Origin of the sequence: Pseudomonas sp. UBA5568, from assembly GCF_002425525.1 — a bacterium.
Taxonomy (GTDB): domain Bacteria; phylum Pseudomonadota; class Gammaproteobacteria; order Pseudomonadales; family Pseudomonadaceae; genus Aquipseudomonas; species Aquipseudomonas fulva.
This window is the reverse complement of record NZ_DIMK01000049.1, coordinates 11,361-32,276: the sequence shown is the minus strand read 5'-3', so window position 1 is coordinate 32,276 and position 20,916 is coordinate 11,361. Positions and strand designations below refer to the sequence as shown.

Genomic DNA, 20,916 nt, shown 5'->3' with positions numbered 1-20,916 from the left:
CAATATGCTCGCTGACTGGGACGGGACGGCAATGCCGTCCCTCTCCTTCAGCTGCGTTCCGGCTGGAAGCGCACGACGAAGCCTTTAAGGCTGTTTTGGCGGTTGATGGCATCGCGGGTGCGCTCGGCGTCGGCACGCTCGATCAGCGGGCCGACATACACCCGATTCATGCCACCGGCTGCGCGGATATAGGCGTTGTAGCCCTGGCTACGCAGGGTCTGCTGCAGCTTCTCGGCGCCTGCCCGATTGGACAGGCTCGCCAATTGAATCGACCAACTGACCGGCAGGCCGTTGGCGTCCAGTTTGGACGGCGCGCCGGCCTTGGTCGACGTTGCTGCTGGCGCAGAAGCGGCCGGCGCCTTGGGCTCTACCTTGGCCACGGCCGGCGGAGCAGGTTGGGCCTGCTGGGCCTGCGGCGACGGCGTGATGGGCTGGCTGGGCGCACGCGCTGGCGCGGACGACTCGTCTACCACCACCGGCGCCGGATCCGCTTGCTCTGGCAAGGCCTGGGGTTCGGGCACGGCAACAGGGTCGACCTTTACCTCAGGCACCGACGGTGCAACAGGCGCCTGAGGGGCATCGACGTGCACCTCACGCATTTCATCCTGCCGCGAAAACAGCATTGGCAGGAAAATCACCGCCAGCGCGACCAGCACCAGCGCACCGATCATGCGCTGCTTCATTCCTTTATCCAGCACTGCCATCTATCCCACCCTCCTGGGGATGCCGCTGCAACCATTCCAGCGCCTGAGCGACACAGAAAAACGAACCGAACAGCAGGATCTGATCATCTGCCGTGGCGTGCGCGCACTGCCCCTCCAGGGCAGCGTCGACGCTGGCATAAGACTTCACCGTGGCGCCGAGGTTCGTCAGGGCCTGTGCCAATTCAGCAGCAGGCCGACTACGCGGGGTGGCAAGCGGTGTGACGGCCCACTCATCGACCAGGGCCTGCAAGGGCGCGATCACACCCTCGAGGTCCTTGTCGCACAGCAAGCCGAACACGGCCAGACGCCGGCCAGACAGTGGCCTGGATGCCAGACGCCGGGCCAGGTACTGAGCTGCATGTGGGTTGTGCCCGACATCCAGCAGCAGCTCGACCGCAGCGCCACGCCAGTGGATCACGCGCCGATCGAGGCGACCCGTGATGCGCGTATCGACCAGTGCCTGGCGCAGCTGCGCAGGACGCCAGGGCAAGCCGCTCAGCAGGTAGGCCTGCAGGGCCAAGGCGGCGTTTTCCATGGGCAGATCCAGCAGGGGCAGGTCCATCAAGACGACTTTTTCACCTTCGCCGGATGTGCCGTGCCAGCTCCAGCCATGCTCGGCCACCTGAAGGTCGAAGTCGCGGCCCCGCAACCGCAGCGGAGCTGCCAGTTCGCTGGCCTTGTCGAGCAACGGCTGGGGCGGATCGAGGTCTCCACAGAGCGCGGGCTTGCCGGCACGGAAGATACCTGCCTTCTCGAAAGCCACCTGCTCGCGGGTATCGCCCAGGTAATCGATGTGATCGACCCCGATGCTGGTCACGAGCGCGATGTCGGCGTCCACGACATTCACTGTGTCCAGCCGCCCACCCAGCCCGACTTCCAGCACCACCGCATCGAGCTGCGAACGCTCGAACAGCCAGAACGCCGCCAGGGTACCCATCTCGAAATAGGTCAGGGAGATTTCGCCGCGCGCCGCCTCGACCGCTGCGAACGCCTCGCACAACTGCGCATCGCTGGCTTCAACGCCGTCGATGAGCACGCGCTCGTTGTAGCGCAGCAGGTGCGGCGAACTGTACACGCCGACCCTCAGCCCCTGTGTGCGCAGCAGCGAAGCGAGGAACGCGCAAGTCGAACCCTTGCCGTTGGTGCCCGTTACTGTCACCACACGCGGGGCAAGCTTGCCCAGCTCCAGGCGCGCCAGCACCGCTTGCGAACGCTCCAGCCCCATGTCGATGGCAGAGGGGTGCAGCTGCTCGAGATAGGCGAGCCACTCGCCAAGGGTCCGTTGGGTCATCACGCGACAGCAGCCGCCTCGAGGGCCTCGACCGGGGTCTGCTGGCCGGTCATCTGGGCCAGCAGGCGCGCCAGCCGTGGACGCAGGTCGCCCCGAGAGATGATCAGGTCGATGGCACCGTGCTCCAGCAAGAATTCGCTACGCTGGAAGCCTTCAGGCAACTTCTCGCGTACGGTCTGCTCGATGACGCGTGGGCCGGCAAAGCCGATCAGGGCCTTGGGCTCGCCAACGATGACGTCGCCCAGCATCGCCAGGCTGGCGGACACGCCGCCGTAGACGGGGTCGGTCAGTACCGAGATGAACGGGATGCCTTCTTCACGCAGACGCGCCAGCACCGCAGAGGTCTTGGCCATCTGCATCAGCGAGATCAGCGCTTCCTGCATGCGGGCACCCCCGGAAGCCGAGAAACACACCATCGGGCAGCGATGTTCCAGGGCATAGTTGGCTGCGCGCACGAAACGCTCGCCGACGATGGCACCCATGGAGCCGCCCATGAAGGAAAATTCAAACGCGCTGACCACGATCGGCATGCCCATCAGGGTGCCGCTCATGGAGATCAGGGCGTCTTTTTCACCGGTCTGCTTCTGCGCGCCGGTCAGACGGTCCTTGTACTTCTTGCCGTCGCGGAACTTCAGCCGGTCGACCGGCTCAAGGTCGGCGCCCAGCTCGGCACGGCCCTCGGCATCCAGGAAGATATCGATGCGTGCACGTGCGCCGATGCGCATGTGGTGGTTGCACTTGGGGCATACGTCCAGGGTCTTTTCCAGCTCCGGACGGTACAGCACGGCCTCACAGGACGGGCATTTGTGCCACAGGCCTTCAGGTACCGAGCTCTTCTTCACCTCGGAACGCATGATGGAAGGGATCAGTTTGTCGACTAACCAGTTGCTCATGCTTTCTTTCTCCAGTATCGGCGGGAGGGGACCAGCGTAGCCGGCCTGCCCTGCCCTTTTGAGCTCAAATGCTTATGAAACGTAGGTGATGCGGCAACCCGGGTTCATCACCCCTGCCGCACCACCCTGAACAATTCGGTTGACCGCCCCACGCAGGGCCGGCTGGCCCATGGGGCTGAGATAGCTATGGACGATGGCGCGCTGCCTGCCGTCACATCTGCTCAAGCCTGTTTCACCGCGCGTACGAATGCTTCGATCCTGGCCGCGTCCTTGATGCCCTTGGCCTGCTCGACACCGCCGCTGACATCGACCGCGTACGGGCGCACCTGGGCGATCGCCTGCCCGACGTTGTCCGCCGACAGACCACCGGCCAGAATGATCGGCTTGCCCAGGCCGGCAGGCACCAGTGACCAGTCGAACGCTTCGCCCGTGCCTCCAGGGATACCCGGCACGAAGGTGTCCAACAGGATGCCGGATGCGTCGGCATATTGCCGGCACGCAAGCTTCAGGTCGTCACCCGGACGTACCCGCAAGGCCTTGATCCACGGCCGGTGATGGCCTGCGCAATCGTGCGGGGTTTCATCACCATGGAACTGCAAGAGGTCCAGTGGCACCGCTTCGAGTATTTCACTCAGCTCGCAACGCGTGGCATTGACGAACAACCCGACCGTGGTCACGAAGGGCGGCAGCTCGGCAATGATGGCGCGTGCCTGCTGTACGGTCACGGCACGCGGGCTCTTGGCATAGAAGACCAGCCCGATGGCATCGGCGCCAGCCTCGGCAGCCGCCAGTGCGTCTTCGATGCGGGTGATCCCGCAGATTTTACTGCGAACGATGCTCATGGACAGCAACCTGTTTGCGCGGTCAAAGGCGGAATCTTAGCAAATGGCGCTTCGTGCGTCAGTCAGCCAATGCGTCGTAGCCCGTCAGAAAGTGCGGGCCAATGTAACGCTCGGGCAGCGCAAAGGCCTCCGGGTACTCCACCTGGACCAGATAAAGCCCATAGGGGTGGGCCGTGACGCCACCTTCGCGGCGATCCCGCCCCTCGAGCACCTGACGCGCCCACTCCACCGGCCGTTCGCCCGCGCCGATAGCCATCAGCACGCCGGCGATGTTGCGTACCATGTGATGCAGGAACGCGGTAGCCCGGATATCCAGCACGATCATCTGCCCGTGACGGGTAACCCGCAGGTGATAGATGTGCTTGATCGGCGACTTGGCCTGGCATTGGCTAGCGCGGAACGCGCTGAAATCATGGGTGCCAAGCAGGCTCGAAGCGGCCTGCGCCATGCGCTCGATGTCCAGCGGACGATGATTCCAGGTCACCTCCTCGGCCAGGTGAGCAGGCCGAATCGGATCGTTGTAGATCACGTAGCGATAGCGCCTGGCACAGGCCTTGAAGCGCGCATGGAAATCGGCTGGCATGGGCTTGGACCATACGACGCTGATGTCATGGGGCAGGTTGAAATTAGTGCCCATGGTCCAGGCGCGTTCGTCACGCACCGCATGGGTGTCGAAATGCACGACCTGCCCACAGCCATGTACGCCTGCATCGGTACGGCCGGCGCAGACGACTGAAATGGGCTCGTTGGCCACTTTGGAAAGTGCCTGTTCCAAGGCTTGCTGAACACTGGGCACGCCGCTGGCCTGGCGTTGCCAGCCGCGGTAGCGGGCGCCCTTGTATTCCACACCCAAGGCGATACGCGTGCAGCCTTCGGCAGCGGATTCGGCCGAGGCGGTGTCGATGATGTCCAAGAATCTGCAACCTGTTGGTGTACGAAATGCCGGGGATTATAACGACAATGGCAGCCGTACAGGGCTGCCATCGGGTTCACGGGTTACGACCAAAGGGCTCCACGCGAAGGCCTAGACCAGACGCGAAAGCATATCCTCTGCTTCTTCGCGCTGACGTTCATCGCCATCCTTGACCACTTCGTCGAGGATGTCGCGGGCGCCTTGGTGATCGCCCATGTCGATGTAGGCGCGGGCCAGATCGAGCTTGGTGGCCACCTCGTCGGCGCCCGAAAAGAAGTCGAAATCCAGGTCGTCGATCGGTTCGAGCTCAGGTTGCGCGGCGGCATCCTCTTCAGTGAAGTGCGGCTCCAGGGAGGGCGACTCCAGACTTTGCGAGAGTTTGTCCAGCTCGGCGTTGACGTCATCGAGTTCGGAGGCGAACTGTTGCGCGCCTGGCGAATCGTCCTGCAGGGAGAGGTCAAAATCGGCCGGCAGATCGAAATCGGTGGCCGGATCAAAGGCCGGTACCGGATCGATTGCACTGGGCGCTGCGTCATCCCGACCACCCGTCCCCTCGGGTTCACCGATGTCCAGGTCGAAATCGGACAGATCCTGGGCTGGCGTGGCTTCAGCGCTGGCTTGCGCCAGCAAGGTTTCGAAGTCTGCATCGGCCGGGTCTTGCATTTGGGCCTCTGAAGCGAGCGCATCAGTGGTCGGGCTGGCAGCCGATGTCGCGGGCTCGGGAGAAGGCTCGTCCAGGCTCAAGTCGAAATCGTCATCCAGCGCCGGATCATCCAGCTGCGCAGTATCGAGCGTCGGAATATCCCCGAAGGCGTCCGAATCGGCAGCGGCCTGAGCCTGCGGCTCCGCTGCCACTGCAGGTGATGAAACCGGCTGATCATCGAGCAGCCCTTGCACATACTGCTCGTCCAGCTTGGCAGCCAAGGCAGCAGCGCCCACACCGGCCGCCGCCAAGGCCAGCATCGCCGGGTAACGCTCGCGAAGGCCGGCCACTTCTGCGGTGTTCCCCGCCGTCGCCGGCAACTGGCGCTCCTGCTCGGCGAAGGCGCTTTGATCACCTTGGCGAGCGTAGACCTCCATCAATTTCAAGCGCAGGTCATCGCGCCTGGGCGCGCTGGCAACTGCAGGCTCCAGCAGCTCCGTGGCACGGTTCAGGCGACCCTCGGCAATGCACACCTCGGCCTGCGCCAACAAGGGCCCATAAGGGTCTGCCGCGGGCTCACGCACAGGTTGTGCAACGGGTTTTTCAGCGGCCGCTGCCGCTGCCGCCGAGGCGGCGACCGCCGCTGGCGAGAGCGTAACGGTCGGGGGCACGACTTCGACGCCATCCAGGCTGTCATCCTCTGGATCGAAACCCTCGATCTGCTCCTCTTCCAGAGCGCGCGCCATGCGCAAATGCTTCTCGGCTTCCTGTTGGGCCCTGCGCTTACGCGCCAGCAGCCAGAGCAGCAGCGCCAGGACCAGGACGGTAGAACCGGCGATCAGCCATAGCAACCAGCGGCTTGCCAGTACGTCGTCGAGGCTGCTGTCCGCCTGGGTGTCTGCGGCAGCGGGTTGGGCGTCTGGCGCAGCCGAGGGCGCTGGCGCGATCACGGGTTGATCGGGAACGGCCGGCTGGCTCGCCGTCGGGACCGGGTCGGTCACAGGCACAGCCGCCTGCGCAGGCGCCAGGGCCTGTTGACCGGGTTCGCCAGGGACCGCTGCTGCTGGCGCAGGGGTAGCCGCACCTTGAGCTTCCAGCCGGGCCAATTGATCGTTCTTGAGCTCGATCAGGCGCTGCAGCTTGTCCAGCTGGCTCTGCAGGTCGGACATGCGGCTTTTGAGTTCTTCGTTGTCACGGCGGCTGGTGTCCAGGCTTTCCTGGGCCACTGCCAGCTTGTCGTTCAGCGCCTTGGCCTGACCGGTACCCGGCTGGTTGCCGGGGCTAACCAGGCGCAGGTTGTCGCCTTGGGCGATGGCAGCGGGTGCGGCGTCTGCTGCACCACGGCGGGTGGCGTCGAGCTGGCGGGCACGTGGCCCCAGGCGTCTACCCTCGCGCCAGGCCGCGTACTGCTCGGCGACCTCGCGATTGGCTTCACCTTGGGCGATGCTCTGGATCTGTTGCTGATCGGGCAGGCGCAATACCTGGCCTACCTTGAGCTGGTTGATGTTGTTGCCGATGAACGCATCCGGGTTCAGCGCCTGGATCGCGATCATGGTTTGCTGGATCGACCCGCCCTGCGCGTTGCGCGCCGCGATCTGCCACAGAGTATCGCGGCGCTGGGTCGTATAGCTGCCAGGGCCGGTGGTCGCAGCGGCGACAGTGCCCGTTGCGGCCTGCGGGCCCTGGGCCTTGGCCTGATCCAACAGGACGCTGTAGTCACGCAACAGGCGGCCCTGAGGCCACATCACCTGTACCAGGAACTTGACCACCGGCCCCGGCATGGGCTGGCTGGAGGTCACGCGAAGCACGCTTCGGCCATTGGGGTTGATCACAGGCGTAAAGCGCAAGTCCTGCAAGGCGCTGGAGAAGTTCACGCCTGCCTTGGCGAACTCTTCAGGCGGGGCCAGGCTTGGTGCCAGCTGCGCCGCGGTCAGGTCACGCACATCGAGCAGTTCGATTTCGGCCTCCAGTGGCTGGTTCTGCGCCGACTTCAGGGTCAGCTCTCCCAAGCCCAGAGCGTTGGCCATGCCCGAGGACAGCGCCGAGGCTGCTGCCATGGCCAGAACCAGTTTGCGGATTCGAAGCATGAACTCTTCCCTTGTATGGATCGTCCCGAAACGTGCAGGCAGAGCAGGACAAAAGTGCCTGCCAGTATCTTTTACAGACCGTGTTTAATCAACAATTGTGCCACCTGCACAGCGTTGAGCGCCGCGCCCTTGCGCACATTGTCGGTGGTCAACCAGAGGTTGAGCTGCTGGGTTTGATCAACGCCATGGCGTACACGTCCAACATAGACCACGTCCTGCCCCACTGCGTCGCCAACCGGTGTTGGATAGTCGTCCGGATCTACCCGTTCGATGCCTGCCGCCACGTCCAAGGCCTGGTTGACGGCCGACAAATCCACGGCGTGGCGGCACTGCACCGCCACATTGAAGCTATCGCCGAAAAACACCGGGACTTGAATGCAGCTTGCTGAAATACTCAGTTCAGGCTGGCCCAGCAGCTCGCGCAGCTCCTGCACCATCCGCCGCTCCACGGCGGTATGACCCTGTTCGTCGACCTTGCCGACCTGGGCCAGCACGTTGAAGGCGACCTGGCGGTCGAAGAAGCGCGGTTCCAACGGACGGGCATTGAGCAACTCGGCCGTTTGCCGCGCAAGCTCGTTGACTGCCTCACGGCCTTGAGCCGATACCGCCAAAGACGCCACCACCTGTACATGTTCGATGTCCAGCAAATGCTTGATCGGGGCCAGCGCGGCGGCGGCGGCCACGGCTCCTGAACAGGGGCTTGTGATCAGCGCGGGCCGCTTGAGCCCCGCCACCTGCTCGGCGTTGGCCTCTGGAACGACAACCAAGGCGTTGTCCAGGGCACCGGACAGGTCGATGACGGTGCAGCCCGCTTGCACAGCTCGGGCGGCGAAGCTGCGGCTGACCGCGGCACCGGCTGCAAAGAACGCCAGCTTGACCTGCGCGAAATCGAACCCCTCGACTTCACGTACCTTGAGCTTCTTCCCGGCGAACATCACGCTGCTGCCCGCCGATTCGATGCTGGCGAGCAGATGCAGGGTGGCGACCGGGAAATCCAGCTCTTCGAGAATCTGGACCAACGCCTCACCGACGCTGCCGGTGGCACCGACGACGGCGATATCGAATGAAGGTTTCATATTGCAGGCTGCCTCTGGCGAAACGGGAGCGGCACTTTACCCGCATTACACAAGCGAGGCCAACGCCGGCCCGTCGCAGGTAGTCGCCACCTGCCTGTGCGCAGCCTCGTATCCCCTGCCACCTTCACCGCGCGCCTCAAAATAAAAAACCCGCGCTGGGAGCAGCGCGGGTTCGGGTACAGATGGGGCCGTATCAACGTTCCAGCAGGATCCGCAGCATACGACGCAGTGGTTCGGCAGCGCCCCACAGCAGTTGGTCACCTACCGTGAACGCCCCCAGGTACTGGGAACCCATGTTCAGCTTGCGCAGACGACCAACCGGAATGTTCAACGTGCCGGTCACCTTGGTGGGGGTCAGTTCCTGCATGCTGATTTCGCGCTGGTTGGGTACCAGCTTTACCCAAGGATTATGCTGGCTGATCATGCCTTCGATGTCGGCGATCGGCACGTCCTTGTTCAGCTTGATGGTCAGCGCCTGGCTGTGGCAACGCATGGCACCGATGCGCACGCAGATGCCATCCACCGGAATCGGGTTCTTGAAGCGACCCAGAATCTTGTTGGTTTCGGCCTGCGCCTTCCATTCTTCGCGGCTCTGGCCGTTGGGCAACTCCTTGTCGATCCAGGGGATCAGGCTGCCGGCCAATGGGACGCCGAAGTTTTCAGCCGGGTAGGCATCGCTGCGCATGGCTTCGGCCACTTTACGGTCGATGTCGAGGATGGCGCTGGCCGGGTTGGCCAGGTCCTCGGCGACCGCCGCATGGGTGGCACCCATCTGCTTGATCAGCTCGCGCATGTTCTGCGCCCCTGCACCGGACGCTGCCTGGTAGGTCATGGCGCTCATCCAGTCCACCAGACCGGCCTCGAACAACCCGCCGAGGCCCATCAGCATCAGGCTGACCGTGCAATTGCCGCCGATGAAGTTGCGGGTACCGGCATCAAGCTGGTGGTCGATGACCTTGCGGTTGACCGGGTCGAGCACGATGACCGCATCATCCTGCATCCGCAGGGACGAGGCCGCATCGATCCAGTAGCCCTGCCAGCCTGCTTCGCGCAGCTTGGGGAACACTTCATTGGTGTAGTCGCCGCCCTGGCAAGTCAGGATCACGTCGAGGGTCTTGAGCTCTTCGATGGAATACGCGTCCTTGAGCGGCGCGGTATCCTTGCCCACGTTCGGGCCCTGGCCACCAATATTGGAGGTGGTGAAGAACACGGGCTCGATAAGGTCGAAATCCTGCTCCTCCAGCATTCGCTGCATGAGCACGGAACCAACCATGCCGCGCCAACCGATCAGACCTACACGTTTCATCGCAACTACACCTTTGCTAAAAGTGGGCCGCCATCGGGATTGGGGATGGCGGGCCAGAGAGATTACAGATTCCGCAGCGCTGCGACTACTGCGTCGCCCATTTCCTGCGTGCCGACCTTGCGGCAGCCCTCGGAGAAAATGTCGCCAGTGCGCAAGCCCTGGTCGAGCACCAGGCTGACAGCCTGCTCGATGGCCTCGGCAGCAGCCGATTGGTCGAAGCTGTAGCGCAGCATCATCGACACGGACAGGATGGTGGCCAACGGATTGGCGATGCCTGCTCCGGCGATGTCCGGCGCCGAGCCGTGGCAGGGCTCGTACATGCCCTTGTTGTTGGCATCCAGCGACGCCGATGGCAGCATGCCGATGGAACCGGTCAGCATGGAAGCTTCATCCGACAGGATGTCGCCGAACATGTTGTCGGTCACCATGACGTCGAACTGCTTCGGTGCGCGCACCAGCTGCATCGCCGCGTTGTCGACGTACATGTGGCTCAGTTCCACATCCGGGTAATCCTGTGCCACGCTCTCGACCACTTCCCGCCACAGCTGACTGGAAGCCAGAACGTTGGCCTTGTCCACCGAGCACAGCTTCTTGCCACGCACCCGGGCCATGTCGAAACCGACGCGGGCGATGCGCCGCACTTCGCTTTCGCTGTAGGGCAAGGTGTCATAGGCCTGGCGCTCGCCACCTTCAAGCTCGCGCTGACCACGTGGGGCACCGAAGTAGATGCCGCCGGTCAGCTCGCGAACGATGAGGATGTCCAGGCCAGAGACGATTTCCGGTTTGAGCGAGGACGCATCGGCCAGCTGCGGATAGAGAATGGCCGGGCGCAGGTTGGCAAACAGCCCCAGTTGCGAGCGGATCTTCAGCAGGCCGCGCTCAGGACGAATGTCACGCTCGATCTTGTCCCACTTGGGACCGCCTACGGCGCCGAGCAGCACGGCATCGGCCTGGCGTGCACGCTCCAGGGTTTCATCGGCCAGCGGCACCCCGTGCTTGTCGATGGCTGCGCCACCGATCACGTCATGGGTCAGGCTGAGGTCGAGCTGGTACTTGTCATTGGCCAACTCCAGCACCTTGACGGCTTCGGCCATGATTTCAGGACCGATGCCATCACCCGGAAGAATCAAAATCTGCTTGCTCATGCTTTCCTCTATGCATTCACGCAGCGCGGCGAATCGGGCCGCGCCGAAAAAGGCTTAACGTTCTGCCCACAGCACCAGCACATCCGTGCTGAACGAGCCATCGGCCTCGATCTGGTAATACTGCCGTACTTCTTCGCCCATGGCTTGCTGCAGTTCGCGGATGGCCAGGCGCATCGGCTCAGGGGTGCGCATGCGCTCGACCCAACTGCCGAATTCCAGGCGCAGTGACTGCCGGGCATGACTGCGAACACGCAGGCCGGCCTCGCTGACCTGGCGCTGCCACTGGGCAGCAGAATAATTGCGAACATGACTGGTGTCGCGCAGCACTTCTACCGCTTGCAGGTACGTGTCCAGCAGCGGGCTACCAGGCGACATGACGTCGATGAATGCCGCCACGCCGCCCGGCTTGAGCACGCGGCGCACCTCGCGCAGCGCCAGGCCCAGGTCGCTCCAGTGATGGGCTGAGTAGCGGCTGAACACGTAGTCGAACGACGCATCGGCAAATGGCAGGGATTCTGCCGCGCCACGCTCGGTCATGATATTGGTCAGCGCGCGATCGGCGGCAGCGTTGGCGACGACGTCCAGCATGGACTGGGAAAGATCGTACGCGACCACCTGCGCCACCAGCGGCGCAACCTGGAAGCTGACGTGACCTGCCCCGCAGCCCAGGTCCAGCACGCGTGCATCGCCCTGCCCCTGCAACTCGGCCTGCAACAGCGCGAACTCGCTGCCTTGAGCATGCACGGCGCTGCTGAGGTAGGCACCCGCCTGATCGCCAAATTGGCGCTGAACCACATCGGTATGCTGTGTACGAGTCATTGGGATGTCCTGGTGATGGAGGAGTTGCCGATACGGGATCGACCATGGCGGCAGTGGTACTGGCTGTCGCCAGAGAGCGTGGGCGATCCCGCTTGCACCGACCTGCTGGCAAGCAGGCCGGTGAGCGCGTTGGCTTTAGTCAGGCGTCACGGAACAGCCAGGGTTGCGCAGCACGGTGCTTGCCCTCGAACGCCTTGATCGCATCGCTGTCCTGCAGGGTCAGGCCAATGTCGTCCAGGCCATTGAGCAGGCAATGCTTGCGGAATGCGTCGATCTCGAAGTGCAGCACCTTGCCGTCCGGACGTGTCACCGCCTGGGCCTGCAGGTCGATGGTCAGCTGGTAACCTGGCGCGGCTTCTACCTGCTTGAACAGCTCATCGACTTCTTCATCGCTGAGGATGATCGGCAGCAAGCCGTTCTTGAAGCTGTTGTTGAAGAAGATATCGGCAAAGCTTGGCGCGATGATGCTCCGAAAGCCGTACTCGTCCAGGGCCCAGGGGGCATGCTCACGGCTGGACCCGCAACCGAAGTTCTCGCGCGCCAACAACACGCTGGCGCCTTGATAGCGCGGATGATTGAGCACGAATTCTTCGTTTACCGGGCGCTTGCTGTTGTCCTGATAGGGCTGGCCTACGTCCAGGTAACGCCACTCGTCGAACAGGTTGGGGCCAAAGCCTGTGCGCTTGATCGACTTCAAGAACTGCTTGGGGATGATCTGGTCGGTATCGACGTTGGCACGGTCCAACGGCGCAACCAGGCCTATGTGCTGAGTGAAAGCTTTCATGCTGCGCTCCCTTGGATCAACTCGCGGACATCGATGAAGTGGCCGGTGACGGCGGCTGCGGCGGCCATGGCCGGGCTCACCAGGTGCGTGCGGCCACCTGCGCCCTGACGACCTTCGAAGTTACGGTTGGAGGTGGATGCGCAGTGCTCGCCGCTTTCCAGCCGATCCGGGTTCATGGCCAGGCACATCGAGCAGCCTGGCTCGCGCCATTCGAAGCCGGCTTCGACGAATATCTTGTCCAGGCCTTCACGCTCGGCCTGAGCCTTCACCAGGCCCGAGCCGGGAACGACGATGGCTTGCTTGACGCTGCTCGCCACCTTGCGGCCCTTGGCGATCTGCGCTGCCGCGCGCAGGTCTTCGATGCGCGAATTGGTGCACGAGCCGATGAACACGCGATCCAGGTGGATATCGGTGATCGCCTGGTTGGCCTTCAGGCCCATGTACTTCAGGGCGCGCTCAATGGAGCCACGCTTGACCAGGTCGGCTTCGGCAGCCGGGTCCGGCACCCGCTGGTCGACGGCAAGCACCATTTCTGGCGAGGTGCCCCAGCTGACCTGCGGCTTGATCTGCGTGGCATCGAGTTCGACGACGGTATCGAAAACGGCATCGTCATCGGACACCAGGTCTTTCCACGCCTGAACAGCACGCGTCCACTGCTCGCCCTTGGGCGAGTACGGGCGGCCTTCGACATAAGCGATGGTGGTGGCGTCGGTGGCCACCAATCCGACACGGGCACCGGCTTCGATGGACATGTTGCAGATGGTCATGCGGCCTTCCATCGACAGCTCGCGAATGGCACTGCCCGCAAACTCCATCGCGTGACCGTTGCCACCGGCAGTGCCGATCTTGCCGATCACCGCCAGGACGATGTCCTTGGCCGTGACACCCGGCGGCAGCTGGCCTTCGACGCGCACCAGCATGTTCTTCATCTTCTTGGCCACCAGGCACTGGGTAGCCAGTACGTGTTCGACCTCGGAGGTGCCGATGCCGTGGGCCAGCGCACCGAAGGCGCCGTGGGTGGAGGTGTGTGAGTCGCCGCAGACCACGGTCATGCCTGGCAAGGTAGCGCCTTGTTCGGGGCTGATGACGTGGACGATGCCCTGGCGCTCGTCGTTCATCTTGAATTCGACGATGCCGTATTCATCACAGTTCTCGTCGAGGGTCTGCACCTGCAGGCGCGACACCTGGTCGACAATGGCTTCGATCCCGCCCTTGCGCTCCGGGGTGGTCGGCACGTTGTGGTCGGGCGTGGCGATGTTGGCATCGATACGCCATGGCTTGCGCTTGGCCAGGCGCAGCCCTTCGAAAGCCTGCGGCGAGGTCACTTCATGGATGATGTGACGGTCGATGTAGATCAAGGACGAGCCGTCATCACGGCGCTTGACCTCGTGGGCTTCCCAGAGTTTGTCGTAGAGCGTTTTGCCAGCCATCAGACTGTTCCTCATCAGCGTCTTTCTATGCCAAAGACCCCTTGGCTTGTATGGGCGATGCTAGGGGGTTAGAGTGAATAACTCAAATTCATAATTTTTATCCTTTGGATAACCAAAAGGAATTCTCCCAATGGACTTGGCCAATCTCAGTGCATTTATCGCCATTGCGGAAACCGGCAGCTTTTCCAGTGCAGCCGAGCGTCTGTACCTGACCCAGCCTGCCGTCAGCAAGCGCATTGCTGGCCTGGAGCAGCAGTTGAGCACACGGTTGTTCGACCGCCTGGGCCGCGAGGTGACATTGACCGAAGCCGGGCGTGCACTGCTTCCCAGGGCCTACCAAATTCTCAACGTGCTTGAGGATACCCGACGGGCGCTGACCAATTTGTCAGGGGAAGTGGGGGGGCGGTTGACCCTGGCCACAAGCCACCACATCGGCCTGCACCGCCTTCCCCCATTATTGCGGGCTTTCACCCGCCAATACCCGGCAGTGGCGTTGGATATTCAGTTTCTGGATTCGGAACAGGCCTACGATGAGATTCTGCATGGTCGTGCCGAACTGGCGGTCATTACCCTCGCACCTGAGCCCCACCCCCTGATCAACGCGGTACCGGTATGGCAGGACGCGCTGGATTTCGTGGCCGCCCCGGAGCACCCCTTGGCCAACAACGACGCCGTTACCCTTGCCGATGTGTCTTGCCACCCCGCCGTGTTTCCAGGAGGCAATACGTTCACCCACCACATTGTCCAGCGCCTGTTCGAAAGCCAAGGCCTGACACCGAACATCGCCATGAGCACCAATTACCTGGAAACCATCAAGATGATGGTATCGATCGGTCTGGCCTGGAGCGTGCTGCCGCGCACGATGCTTGACGACCAGGTGGCACCCATCGCCTTGCCCGGCATTGGGTTGTCCCGCCAGCTAGGCTACATTCTGCACACCGAGCGGACCCTGTCCAACGCCGCCAAGGCGTTCATGGCCCTGCTCGATGGCCATGCCGCAAGCGTCTGAACAGCCGTCTGCCCGGCCCCTTCAAGGATGTGCCCCATGCCAAAGGTCTGGTAACCATGCCCAAATCAGCAAACCGCTTCATGCGCCTGCCGCGAATCCATGCGGCAGACCCCGAGGCGTCGGAGCAGGCCTGGCAGAGTGCGCCGCAGCTGTTGGCCGCCTTGAATGGTGCGCGCCTGGGTGCGTGGCTTTGGGATATTGAAAGCGGCCGGGTAAGCTGGTCCCGGGGCACCCAGGCCCTGTTCGGTTTCGACCCGCTGCGCGCCCTGCCCGGAGACATCGATTACCTGGACCTGCTTGCCGAAGAGGACCGCGCGCGAACACGCAAGGCGTTCCAGGCGGTGTTCGATGGCGAACCGGTAGGGCGGGCCATGCGCCACCGCATTCGCTGGCCAGACGGCAGCCTGCATTGGCTGGAGATCAATGGCAGCCTGACCTGCGACCCGCACGGCAGGCCGCAGATGATTGGGGTGGTACGCGAGATCACGCGCCAGCGCGAGCGGGAAACTGCGCTGATGAACTCTGAAAAGCGCCTTGCCACCCTCTTCCACCTGAGCCCCAATGCCATCTTGTTGACCCGACGTCACGACGGCATGATCTTCGAAGTCAATCGGCACTTCGAGGATACATTCGCCTGGCCCGCCAGCCAGGTCATCGGCCGTACCAGCGTGGCGTTGGGGTTGTGGGCCGACGCCGCGCAACGCCAGCACATGCTCGATTCTTCGCGCCTGAACAGCGGCCCGCTGACCATGGAGGTGCAGTTTCGCGGCAGCGACGGCAAGGTCCACGACGGCATCCTTTGCACCCAGGGCATCGAGCTTGAAGGCACTACCTATCAACTCAGTACCTTCGTCGACACCACCGAGCGAAAGCGCGCGGATCTTGCCCTCAAGGACAGCCAGGAGCGCCTGGACCTTGCGCTGGATTCGGCCCAGCTAGGCACGTGGGACTGGCACATTCCCAGCGGCATGCTCTACGGCTCGGCCCGGGCTGCACAATTGCACGGGCTGCCGCCAGTAGCCTTTCACGAGTCCTTCGATGCGTTTTTTGAAGGCGTTCCGGAACAGGAACGCCTCTCCATGCGCAAGGCCTACAGCAGCCTGCGCGAAGGGCCGGCTGGCAATTATCAGTTCACCTACCGGGTACAGTTGGAGAATGGCGTTTCGCGGTATATCGAAAGCCGTGCGCGCTTGTATCGCGACGATCACGGCAACCCTCTGCGCATGGCCGGCACCCTGCTCGACATCACCGACCAGGTTGAGCGCGAGCTTCGCCTGAGTGCCTCGGAGGAAAAGTTTGCCAGCCTGTTTCAAGTCAGCCCCGACCCTATCTGCGTAACGCGCCAGGACACGGGACAATTCATCGAGATCAACCCCGCCTTCACCCATACCTTCGGTTGGACGACCGAGCAGTTGATCGGCCGCACGGCCCAAGAAATAGGCTTGTGGGCCGAATCGGCCCTGCGTGCGCACCGCATCGAACGGGTCATCCGCGAGCAGGCCCTGAGCAATGTTGCGTTGGTCGTCCATCACCGCAGTGGCGACGCCTTGACCTGCCTGATCTCCAGCCGCCTGATCACAGTGGACGGCCAACCCTGCAGCGTCACCACGCTGCGCGACATCACCCAACAACAGCGGGCAGAGGCAGCGCTCAAATCCAGCGAAGAGAAATTCGCCAAGGCGTTTCACTCAAGCCCGGACGCCATCACCATCACTGAATGCGCAACCGGGCGTTACCTGGAAATCAACGACGGTTTCTGCCGTTTGACCGGATACTCGGCGGGCGAGGTCGTCGGGCGCACCGTTTTCGACATCGGCATCTGGACCGATGCGCAACAGCGAACCACCCTGCTGGCCGAACTGCGCGAGCATGGCCGGGTACACCACCGGGAAATGCTAGGGCGCAACAAGCGCGGCGATCTCCTGACGGTAGAGGTGTCCGTGGAGCAGATCCTGCTCAACGACGTGCAGTGCCTGCTGATGACCGCGCGGGACGTCAGCCAACTGAAACACGCCCAGGCACAGATCCGTCACCTTGCCTACCACGACCCGCTGACCAATCTCCCGAACCGTGCCCTGCTGATGGAGCGGGTGGGTCAGCAGATCGCCCTGCTCAAGCAGCGCAACCTGCGCGGCGCCCTGCTTTTCCTCGATCTGGATCATTTCAAGCACATCAACGACTCGCTGGGCCATCCGGTCGGTGATGCAGTGCTCAAGATCATCACGGCCAGACTAGAGGCCAGTGTACGTGTAGAGGACACCGTGGCACGGCTGGGCGGTGACGAGTTCGTGGTACTGCTCAGCGGCCTGGAAGGCGATCGTGATGAGGTCGAGGATACGGTTCGCCAGCTGGCTGACACCCTACGCGCGCTGCTGGCCCAGCCCATGTCACTCGACGGCCAGCGCCTGCAGGTGACCCCCAGCATTGGCGTGGCCTTGATCCCGGACCACGGCACAACGCCTGCCGACCTGCTCAAACGCGCCGACATCGCGCTTTACCGCGCCAAGGACTCCGGGCGCAATACGACTCAACTGTTTCATGCCAGCATGCAGAAGGCGGCCAGCGAACGCCTGCGCATGGAGAGTGATCTACGCCTGGCGCTGGCCCGTGGCGAAATGGCCTTGCATTACCAACCGCAGGTCGACGCCCGCGACAACCGGATCGTCGGTGCCGAGGTGCTGCTGCGCTGGCACCATCCTCAACTTGGCCAGCAGTCGCCGGGCCAGTTCATTCAGGTCCTTGAGGAAAGCGGATTGATTCTGGAGGTGGGCAATTGGGTGCTCGATGAGGCTTGCGTTGCCTGCGCCCACCTGCTGGCCGACGGCTTGATAGATGTCGACGATTTCAGCCTGTGCGTCAACATCAGCCCGCGGCAATTTCGCCAGAAAGATTTTGTTGGCCGCGTCCTGCGCAGCCTCGACGACAGTCAGTTGCCCAGGAAACTGCTCAAGCTCGAGATCACCGAAGGTATCGTCATTCAGAACCTGGAAGACACCATTGCCAAGATGCGGGAGTTGCAAAGCCACGGGGTAACGTTTGCCATGGACGACTTCGGCACGGGGTATTCCTCGCTGACCTACCTCAAACGCCTGCCCGTCGATGCACTGAAGATTGACCAGACATTCGTCCGTGACGTAACGATAGACCCCAACGATGCTGAAATCGTCCGCGCCATCGTCGCCATGGCGCTTAGCCTTGGGCTTGCGGTAATCGCCGAGGGCGTAGAGCTGACCGAACAGCTGGCGTTTCTGGAAAAACTGGGGTGTCACCTGTACCAGGGCTACCTGCACAGCCGGCCTTTGCCGCTACAGGCGTTCCGGCGACTGTTGCAAGCGCCCTGAAGTGACCGCGCGCCTGCACAACGCAAGAAGGGCACCCTGGGGTGCCCTTCTTGGTGATGCGCTGGATCAGTTCAGCGCGGGTTGCTCGCCGTTGATCGGGATGCGCTTGGCCTTGGCTTCTTCAGGCACGATACGCAGCAGATCGATGCTAAGCAGACCGTTGGCCAAGCCCGCAGCCTTGACCTCGATGTGGTCAGCCAGGCGGAAGGAGAGCTTGAAGGCGCGCTGGGCAATGCCCTGGTGCAGGTATGTCACTTCTGCCGAGCCATTGTCACGCTTGCCACCGGTCACGGTGAGCACGCCTTTTTCGACCTGAAGGTCGAGATCCTCTTCCTGGAAACCAGCCGCGGCAACCACGATGCGGTACTGGTCATCACCGTGCTTTTCCACATTGTAGGGCGGGTAGCTGCTACCAGCCTCATTACGTGCCGCGGATTCGAACAGGTCATTGAAGCGGTCGAAACCAACGGAGTGGCGGAACAGTGGTGCAAGAGAGAAAGCGGTAGTCATGGTCATAACTCCTGAGATATCAGCAAGTAAGTCATTACGCGACCCGAATTCGGCATCGCGTACTCAAGAGATAAGGTCCATCAAGGCGCTTTCAAGGGCCGTGCAAAAAAAATTTTCGCCTGTGCCAGGTGGTCACGCCACCTGCGCTTGATCTGCCGTCGACGCCACGCCAAGCAAGCGCCCGATGCGCGCGCAGTCATCTTCGCGGCGCAGCTCGGCGAACAGCAGCACGGCCTCAGGGTAGCTGCGCGTCAACATGGCGACCCATTGCTTCATTCGTCCCGGGGCGTATCGGGGTGATAGTTTGGCCTGGGCTTGAAGCCAGAACGCCTGAAGTAGCGGCAGCAATTGCTCCCAACCCATGGCCTGGTAGGGCGTTCCGGCATTGGCTGCGGCAATCTGCACACCCAGGTCAGGGCGAGAAACCAGGCCACGCCCCAGCATGATGTGCTCAGCGCCGCTGACTTCCCGGCAGCGACGCCAGTCGTCGACCGTCCATATCTCGCCATTGGCGAACACCGGCACCTTGACCACGTCCTGCACGCGCGCCACCCACTCCCAGTGCGCGGGCGGCTTGTAGCCTTCAACCTTGGTCCGGGCATGTACCACCAAATGGGCCGCCCCGCCCTCAGCCAGGGCCACGCCACAGTCCAGCGCCCCATCCGGGGTGTCGAAACCCAGGCGCATCTTGGCGGTGACGGGGATCGCGGCAGGCACCGCGCGCCGGACCTCGCGGACAATGGCGTGGAGCAACTCAGGCTCCTTGAGCAGCACCGCCCCACCCCGGGACTTGTTCACCGTCTTGGCGGGGCAGCCAAAGTTGAGGTCGATGACCGGGGCGCCCAGCTCGCAGGCCAATGCAGCGTTATCGGCAAGGCACGCTGGGTCGGACCCCAGCAGTTGCACGCGCATGGGCACGCCTGCCGCCGTATGCGCGCCGTTGCTCAGCTCGGGGGCCAATTTATGGAACGAGGAGGCTGGTAGCAGGCGATCACAGACGCGGATGAATTCACTGACGCACCAATCGACGCCGCCTACGCGGGTCAGTACGTCTCGCAGAATGTTGTCGACCAGCCCCTCCATGGGGGCCAGGGCAATTTGCATGGAATGATCTCGGCGCAAAAGGCGGCAGTCTAGCAAAATTTAGGCGTGCTTCAGGCGGGCATCAGCGCTGGCCCGTAGCCGTCCAGAAATTCGGCAGGCATGCGCTTGGGTTTGCCAGTAGACAGCTCGATACACGCAAAGGTGGTCCGGGCGCGAAGCAAGGTCATCCCATCACGCGCACGACGCAGCTGAAACCGTCGGGTCATGCGCAGACGCTGATCCCAGTCGACGATCCAGGTGGCTAACTCCAATTCGTCACCTTCGTAAGCGGCGGCGAGGTAATCGATTTCGTGACGGACCACCGCCATGGCGCGATCAAGCAGGCGATACGCCGCAAGGTCCAACCCCAGGCGTTGGGAATGTCGCCAGGCGCAACGTTCCAGCCAAGTGACGTAGACGGCATTGTTGGCATGCCCCAGTCCATCGATGTCTTCGCTGCCGACAAGCACGTCGATTATGAAAGGTGTGGGCAGGTCCCAGCTCATGTTCATGTCCCATGGGGCAAAAAGGGAATTTAGCAGTGAGCGGACCAGAAATGTCCACCCCAGAAGGGAGAGCGGCGTTAGGGATTTTTTAGTAGAAAAAACAAAAGGCCCATTCAATATGCGAATGAGCCTTTAAAGTCCCGCAAAACGCGGGTAAACGTGGCGTCCCCTAGGGGACTCGAACCCCTGTTACCGCCGTGAAAGGGCGGTGTCCTAGGCCACTAGACGAAGGGGACGTAACCTTCGCAAAAGTCTGCAATGCAAACCCTGGCAGTAATTGGTGGAGCTAAGCGGGATCGAACCGCTGACCTCCTGCATGCCATGCAGGCGCTCTCCCAGCTGAGCTATAGCCCCAGATTTCTAGCCTCGCGGCCCAGCAATGTTGAAACACTGCTTGTGTAAAACTGGCGTCCCCTAGGGGACTCGAACCCCTGTTACCGCCGTGAAAGGGCGGTGTCCTAGGCCACTAGACGAAGGGGACATAACCTTCGCAAAAGTTTGCAATGCAAACCTTGGCAGTAATTGGTGGAGCTA

17 protein-coding genes and 3 tRNA genes are annotated in these 20,916 nt (G+C 62.6%); 2 read left to right on the top strand and 18 right to left on the bottom strand.

The window, feature by feature from the left end; translation table 11 throughout:
• Positions 1 to 47: 47 nt before the first annotated feature.
• The 12 genes from B2S33_RS15920 to leuC form a co-directional block, all read right to left on the bottom strand.
• The gene (locus tag B2S33_RS15920) at positions 48 to 704 is read right to left on the bottom strand and encodes an SPOR domain-containing protein (protein WP_028688136.1); all 657 of its coding nucleotides are present in this window, start codon (positions 702 to 704) and stop codon (positions 48 to 50) included.
• Positions 688 to 1,995, bottom strand: a complete 1,308-nt coding sequence (gene folC, locus B2S33_RS15915) for a bifunctional tetrahydrofolate synthase/dihydrofolate synthase (RefSeq protein WP_288650636.1) — start codon at positions 1,993 to 1,995, stop codon at positions 688 to 690. The genes B2S33_RS15920 and folC overlap by 17 nt, the downstream gene beginning before the upstream one ends.
• Complete coding sequence (gene accD / locus B2S33_RS15910) at positions 1,995 to 2,888, bottom strand: acetyl-CoA carboxylase, carboxyltransferase subunit beta (RefSeq protein WP_023535975.1); 894 nt, start codon at positions 2,886 to 2,888, stop codon at positions 1,995 to 1,997. The genes folC and accD overlap by 1 nt, the downstream gene beginning before the upstream one ends.
• A 221-nt stretch (positions 2,889 to 3,109) precedes the next feature.
• On the bottom strand, positions 3,110 to 3,730 hold the full coding sequence (locus B2S33_RS15905) for a phosphoribosylanthranilate isomerase (RefSeq protein ID WP_027916495.1): 621 nt from the start codon (positions 3,728 to 3,730) through the stop codon (positions 3,110 to 3,112).
• A 58-nt stretch (positions 3,731 to 3,788) separates the two neighbouring features.
• Entirely contained in the window at positions 3,789 to 4,643 is an 855-nt protein-coding gene (gene truA, locus B2S33_RS15900) for a tRNA pseudouridine(38-40) synthase TruA (protein WP_027916494.1), read from the bottom strand.
• A gap of 111 nt (positions 4,644 to 4,754) precedes the next feature.
• On the bottom strand, positions 4,755 to 7,373 hold the full coding sequence (locus B2S33_RS15895) for a FimV/HubP family polar landmark protein (protein WP_288650634.1): 2,619 nt from the start codon (positions 7,371 to 7,373) through the stop codon (positions 4,755 to 4,757).
• A 71-nt stretch (positions 7,374 to 7,444) separates the two neighbouring features.
• Entirely contained in the window at positions 7,445 to 8,449 is a 1,005-nt protein-coding gene (locus tag B2S33_RS15890) for an aspartate-semialdehyde dehydrogenase (protein ID WP_145280854.1), read from the bottom strand.
• Positions 8,450 to 8,642: 193 nt separating this feature from the next.
• A complete protein-coding gene (asd, locus tag B2S33_RS15885) occupies positions 8,643 to 9,755 on the bottom strand; it encodes an aspartate-semialdehyde dehydrogenase (protein WP_027916490.1) in 1,113 nt (370 codons plus the stop codon).
• A gap of 62 nt (positions 9,756 to 9,817) precedes the next feature.
• Positions 9,818 to 10,900, bottom strand: a complete 1,083-nt coding sequence (leuB, locus tag B2S33_RS15880) for a 3-isopropylmalate dehydrogenase (RefSeq protein WP_028688132.1) — start codon at positions 10,898 to 10,900, stop codon at positions 9,818 to 9,820.
• A gap of 54 nt (positions 10,901 to 10,954) precedes the next feature.
• Entirely contained in the window at positions 10,955 to 11,719 is a 765-nt protein-coding gene (locus tag B2S33_RS15875) for a class I SAM-dependent methyltransferase (RefSeq protein WP_028688131.1), read from the bottom strand.
• Positions 11,720 to 11,858: 139 nt separating this feature from the next.
• Positions 11,859 to 12,503: a 3-isopropylmalate dehydratase small subunit gene (gene leuD, locus B2S33_RS15870; RefSeq protein WP_027916487.1), complete on the bottom strand. Its 645-nt coding sequence runs from the start codon at positions 12,501 to 12,503 to the stop codon at positions 11,859 to 11,861.
• On the bottom strand, positions 12,500 to 13,933 hold the full coding sequence (leuC, locus tag B2S33_RS15865) for a 3-isopropylmalate dehydratase large subunit (protein ID WP_111475704.1): 1,434 nt from the start codon (positions 13,931 to 13,933) through the stop codon (positions 12,500 to 12,502). The genes leuD and leuC overlap by 4 nt, the downstream gene beginning before the upstream one ends.
• Before the next feature lie 130 nt (positions 13,934 to 14,063).
• Between leuC and B2S33_RS15860 the strand changes: the two genes are divergently transcribed.
• On the top strand, positions 14,064 to 14,942 hold the full coding sequence (locus tag B2S33_RS15860; protein WP_027916485.1) for a LysR family transcriptional regulator: 879 nt from the start codon (positions 14,064 to 14,066) through the stop codon (positions 14,940 to 14,942).
• A gap of 56 nt (positions 14,943 to 14,998) precedes the next feature.
• Positions 14,999 to 18,283: a sensor domain-containing protein gene (locus B2S33_RS15855; protein WP_110606740.1), complete on the top strand. Its 3,285-nt coding sequence runs from the start codon at positions 14,999 to 15,001 to the stop codon at positions 18,281 to 18,283.
• Between the two features lie 66 nt (positions 18,284 to 18,349).
• Here the strand turns inward: B2S33_RS15855 and B2S33_RS15850 are convergent, their stop codons facing one another.
• From B2S33_RS15850 to B2S33_RS15825, 6 genes are all read right to left on the bottom strand, one after another.
• Positions 18,350 to 18,793, bottom strand: a complete 444-nt coding sequence (locus B2S33_RS15850) for an Hsp20 family protein (RefSeq protein ID WP_027916483.1) — start codon at positions 18,791 to 18,793, stop codon at positions 18,350 to 18,352.
• Between the two features lie 132 nt (positions 18,794 to 18,925).
• Entirely contained in the window at positions 18,926 to 19,897 is a 972-nt protein-coding gene (locus B2S33_RS15845; RefSeq protein WP_027916482.1) for a tRNA dihydrouridine synthase, read from the bottom strand.
• A 50-nt stretch (positions 19,898 to 19,947) separates the two neighbouring features.
• Positions 19,948 to 20,382: an acyl-CoA thioesterase gene (locus B2S33_RS15840; protein ID WP_027916481.1), complete on the bottom strand. Its 435-nt coding sequence runs from the start codon at positions 20,380 to 20,382 to the stop codon at positions 19,948 to 19,950.
• A gap of 160 nt (positions 20,383 to 20,542) precedes the next feature.
• Positions 20,543 to 20,618, bottom strand: a tRNA-Glu gene (locus B2S33_RS15835).
• Between the two features lie 42 nt (positions 20,619 to 20,660).
• Positions 20,661 to 20,736, bottom strand: a tRNA-Ala gene (locus tag B2S33_RS15830).
• Between the two features lie 51 nt (positions 20,737 to 20,787).
• Positions 20,788 to 20,863 (bottom strand) — tRNA-Glu (locus tag B2S33_RS15825).
• Between the last annotated feature and the right edge of the window lie 53 nt (positions 20,864 to 20,916).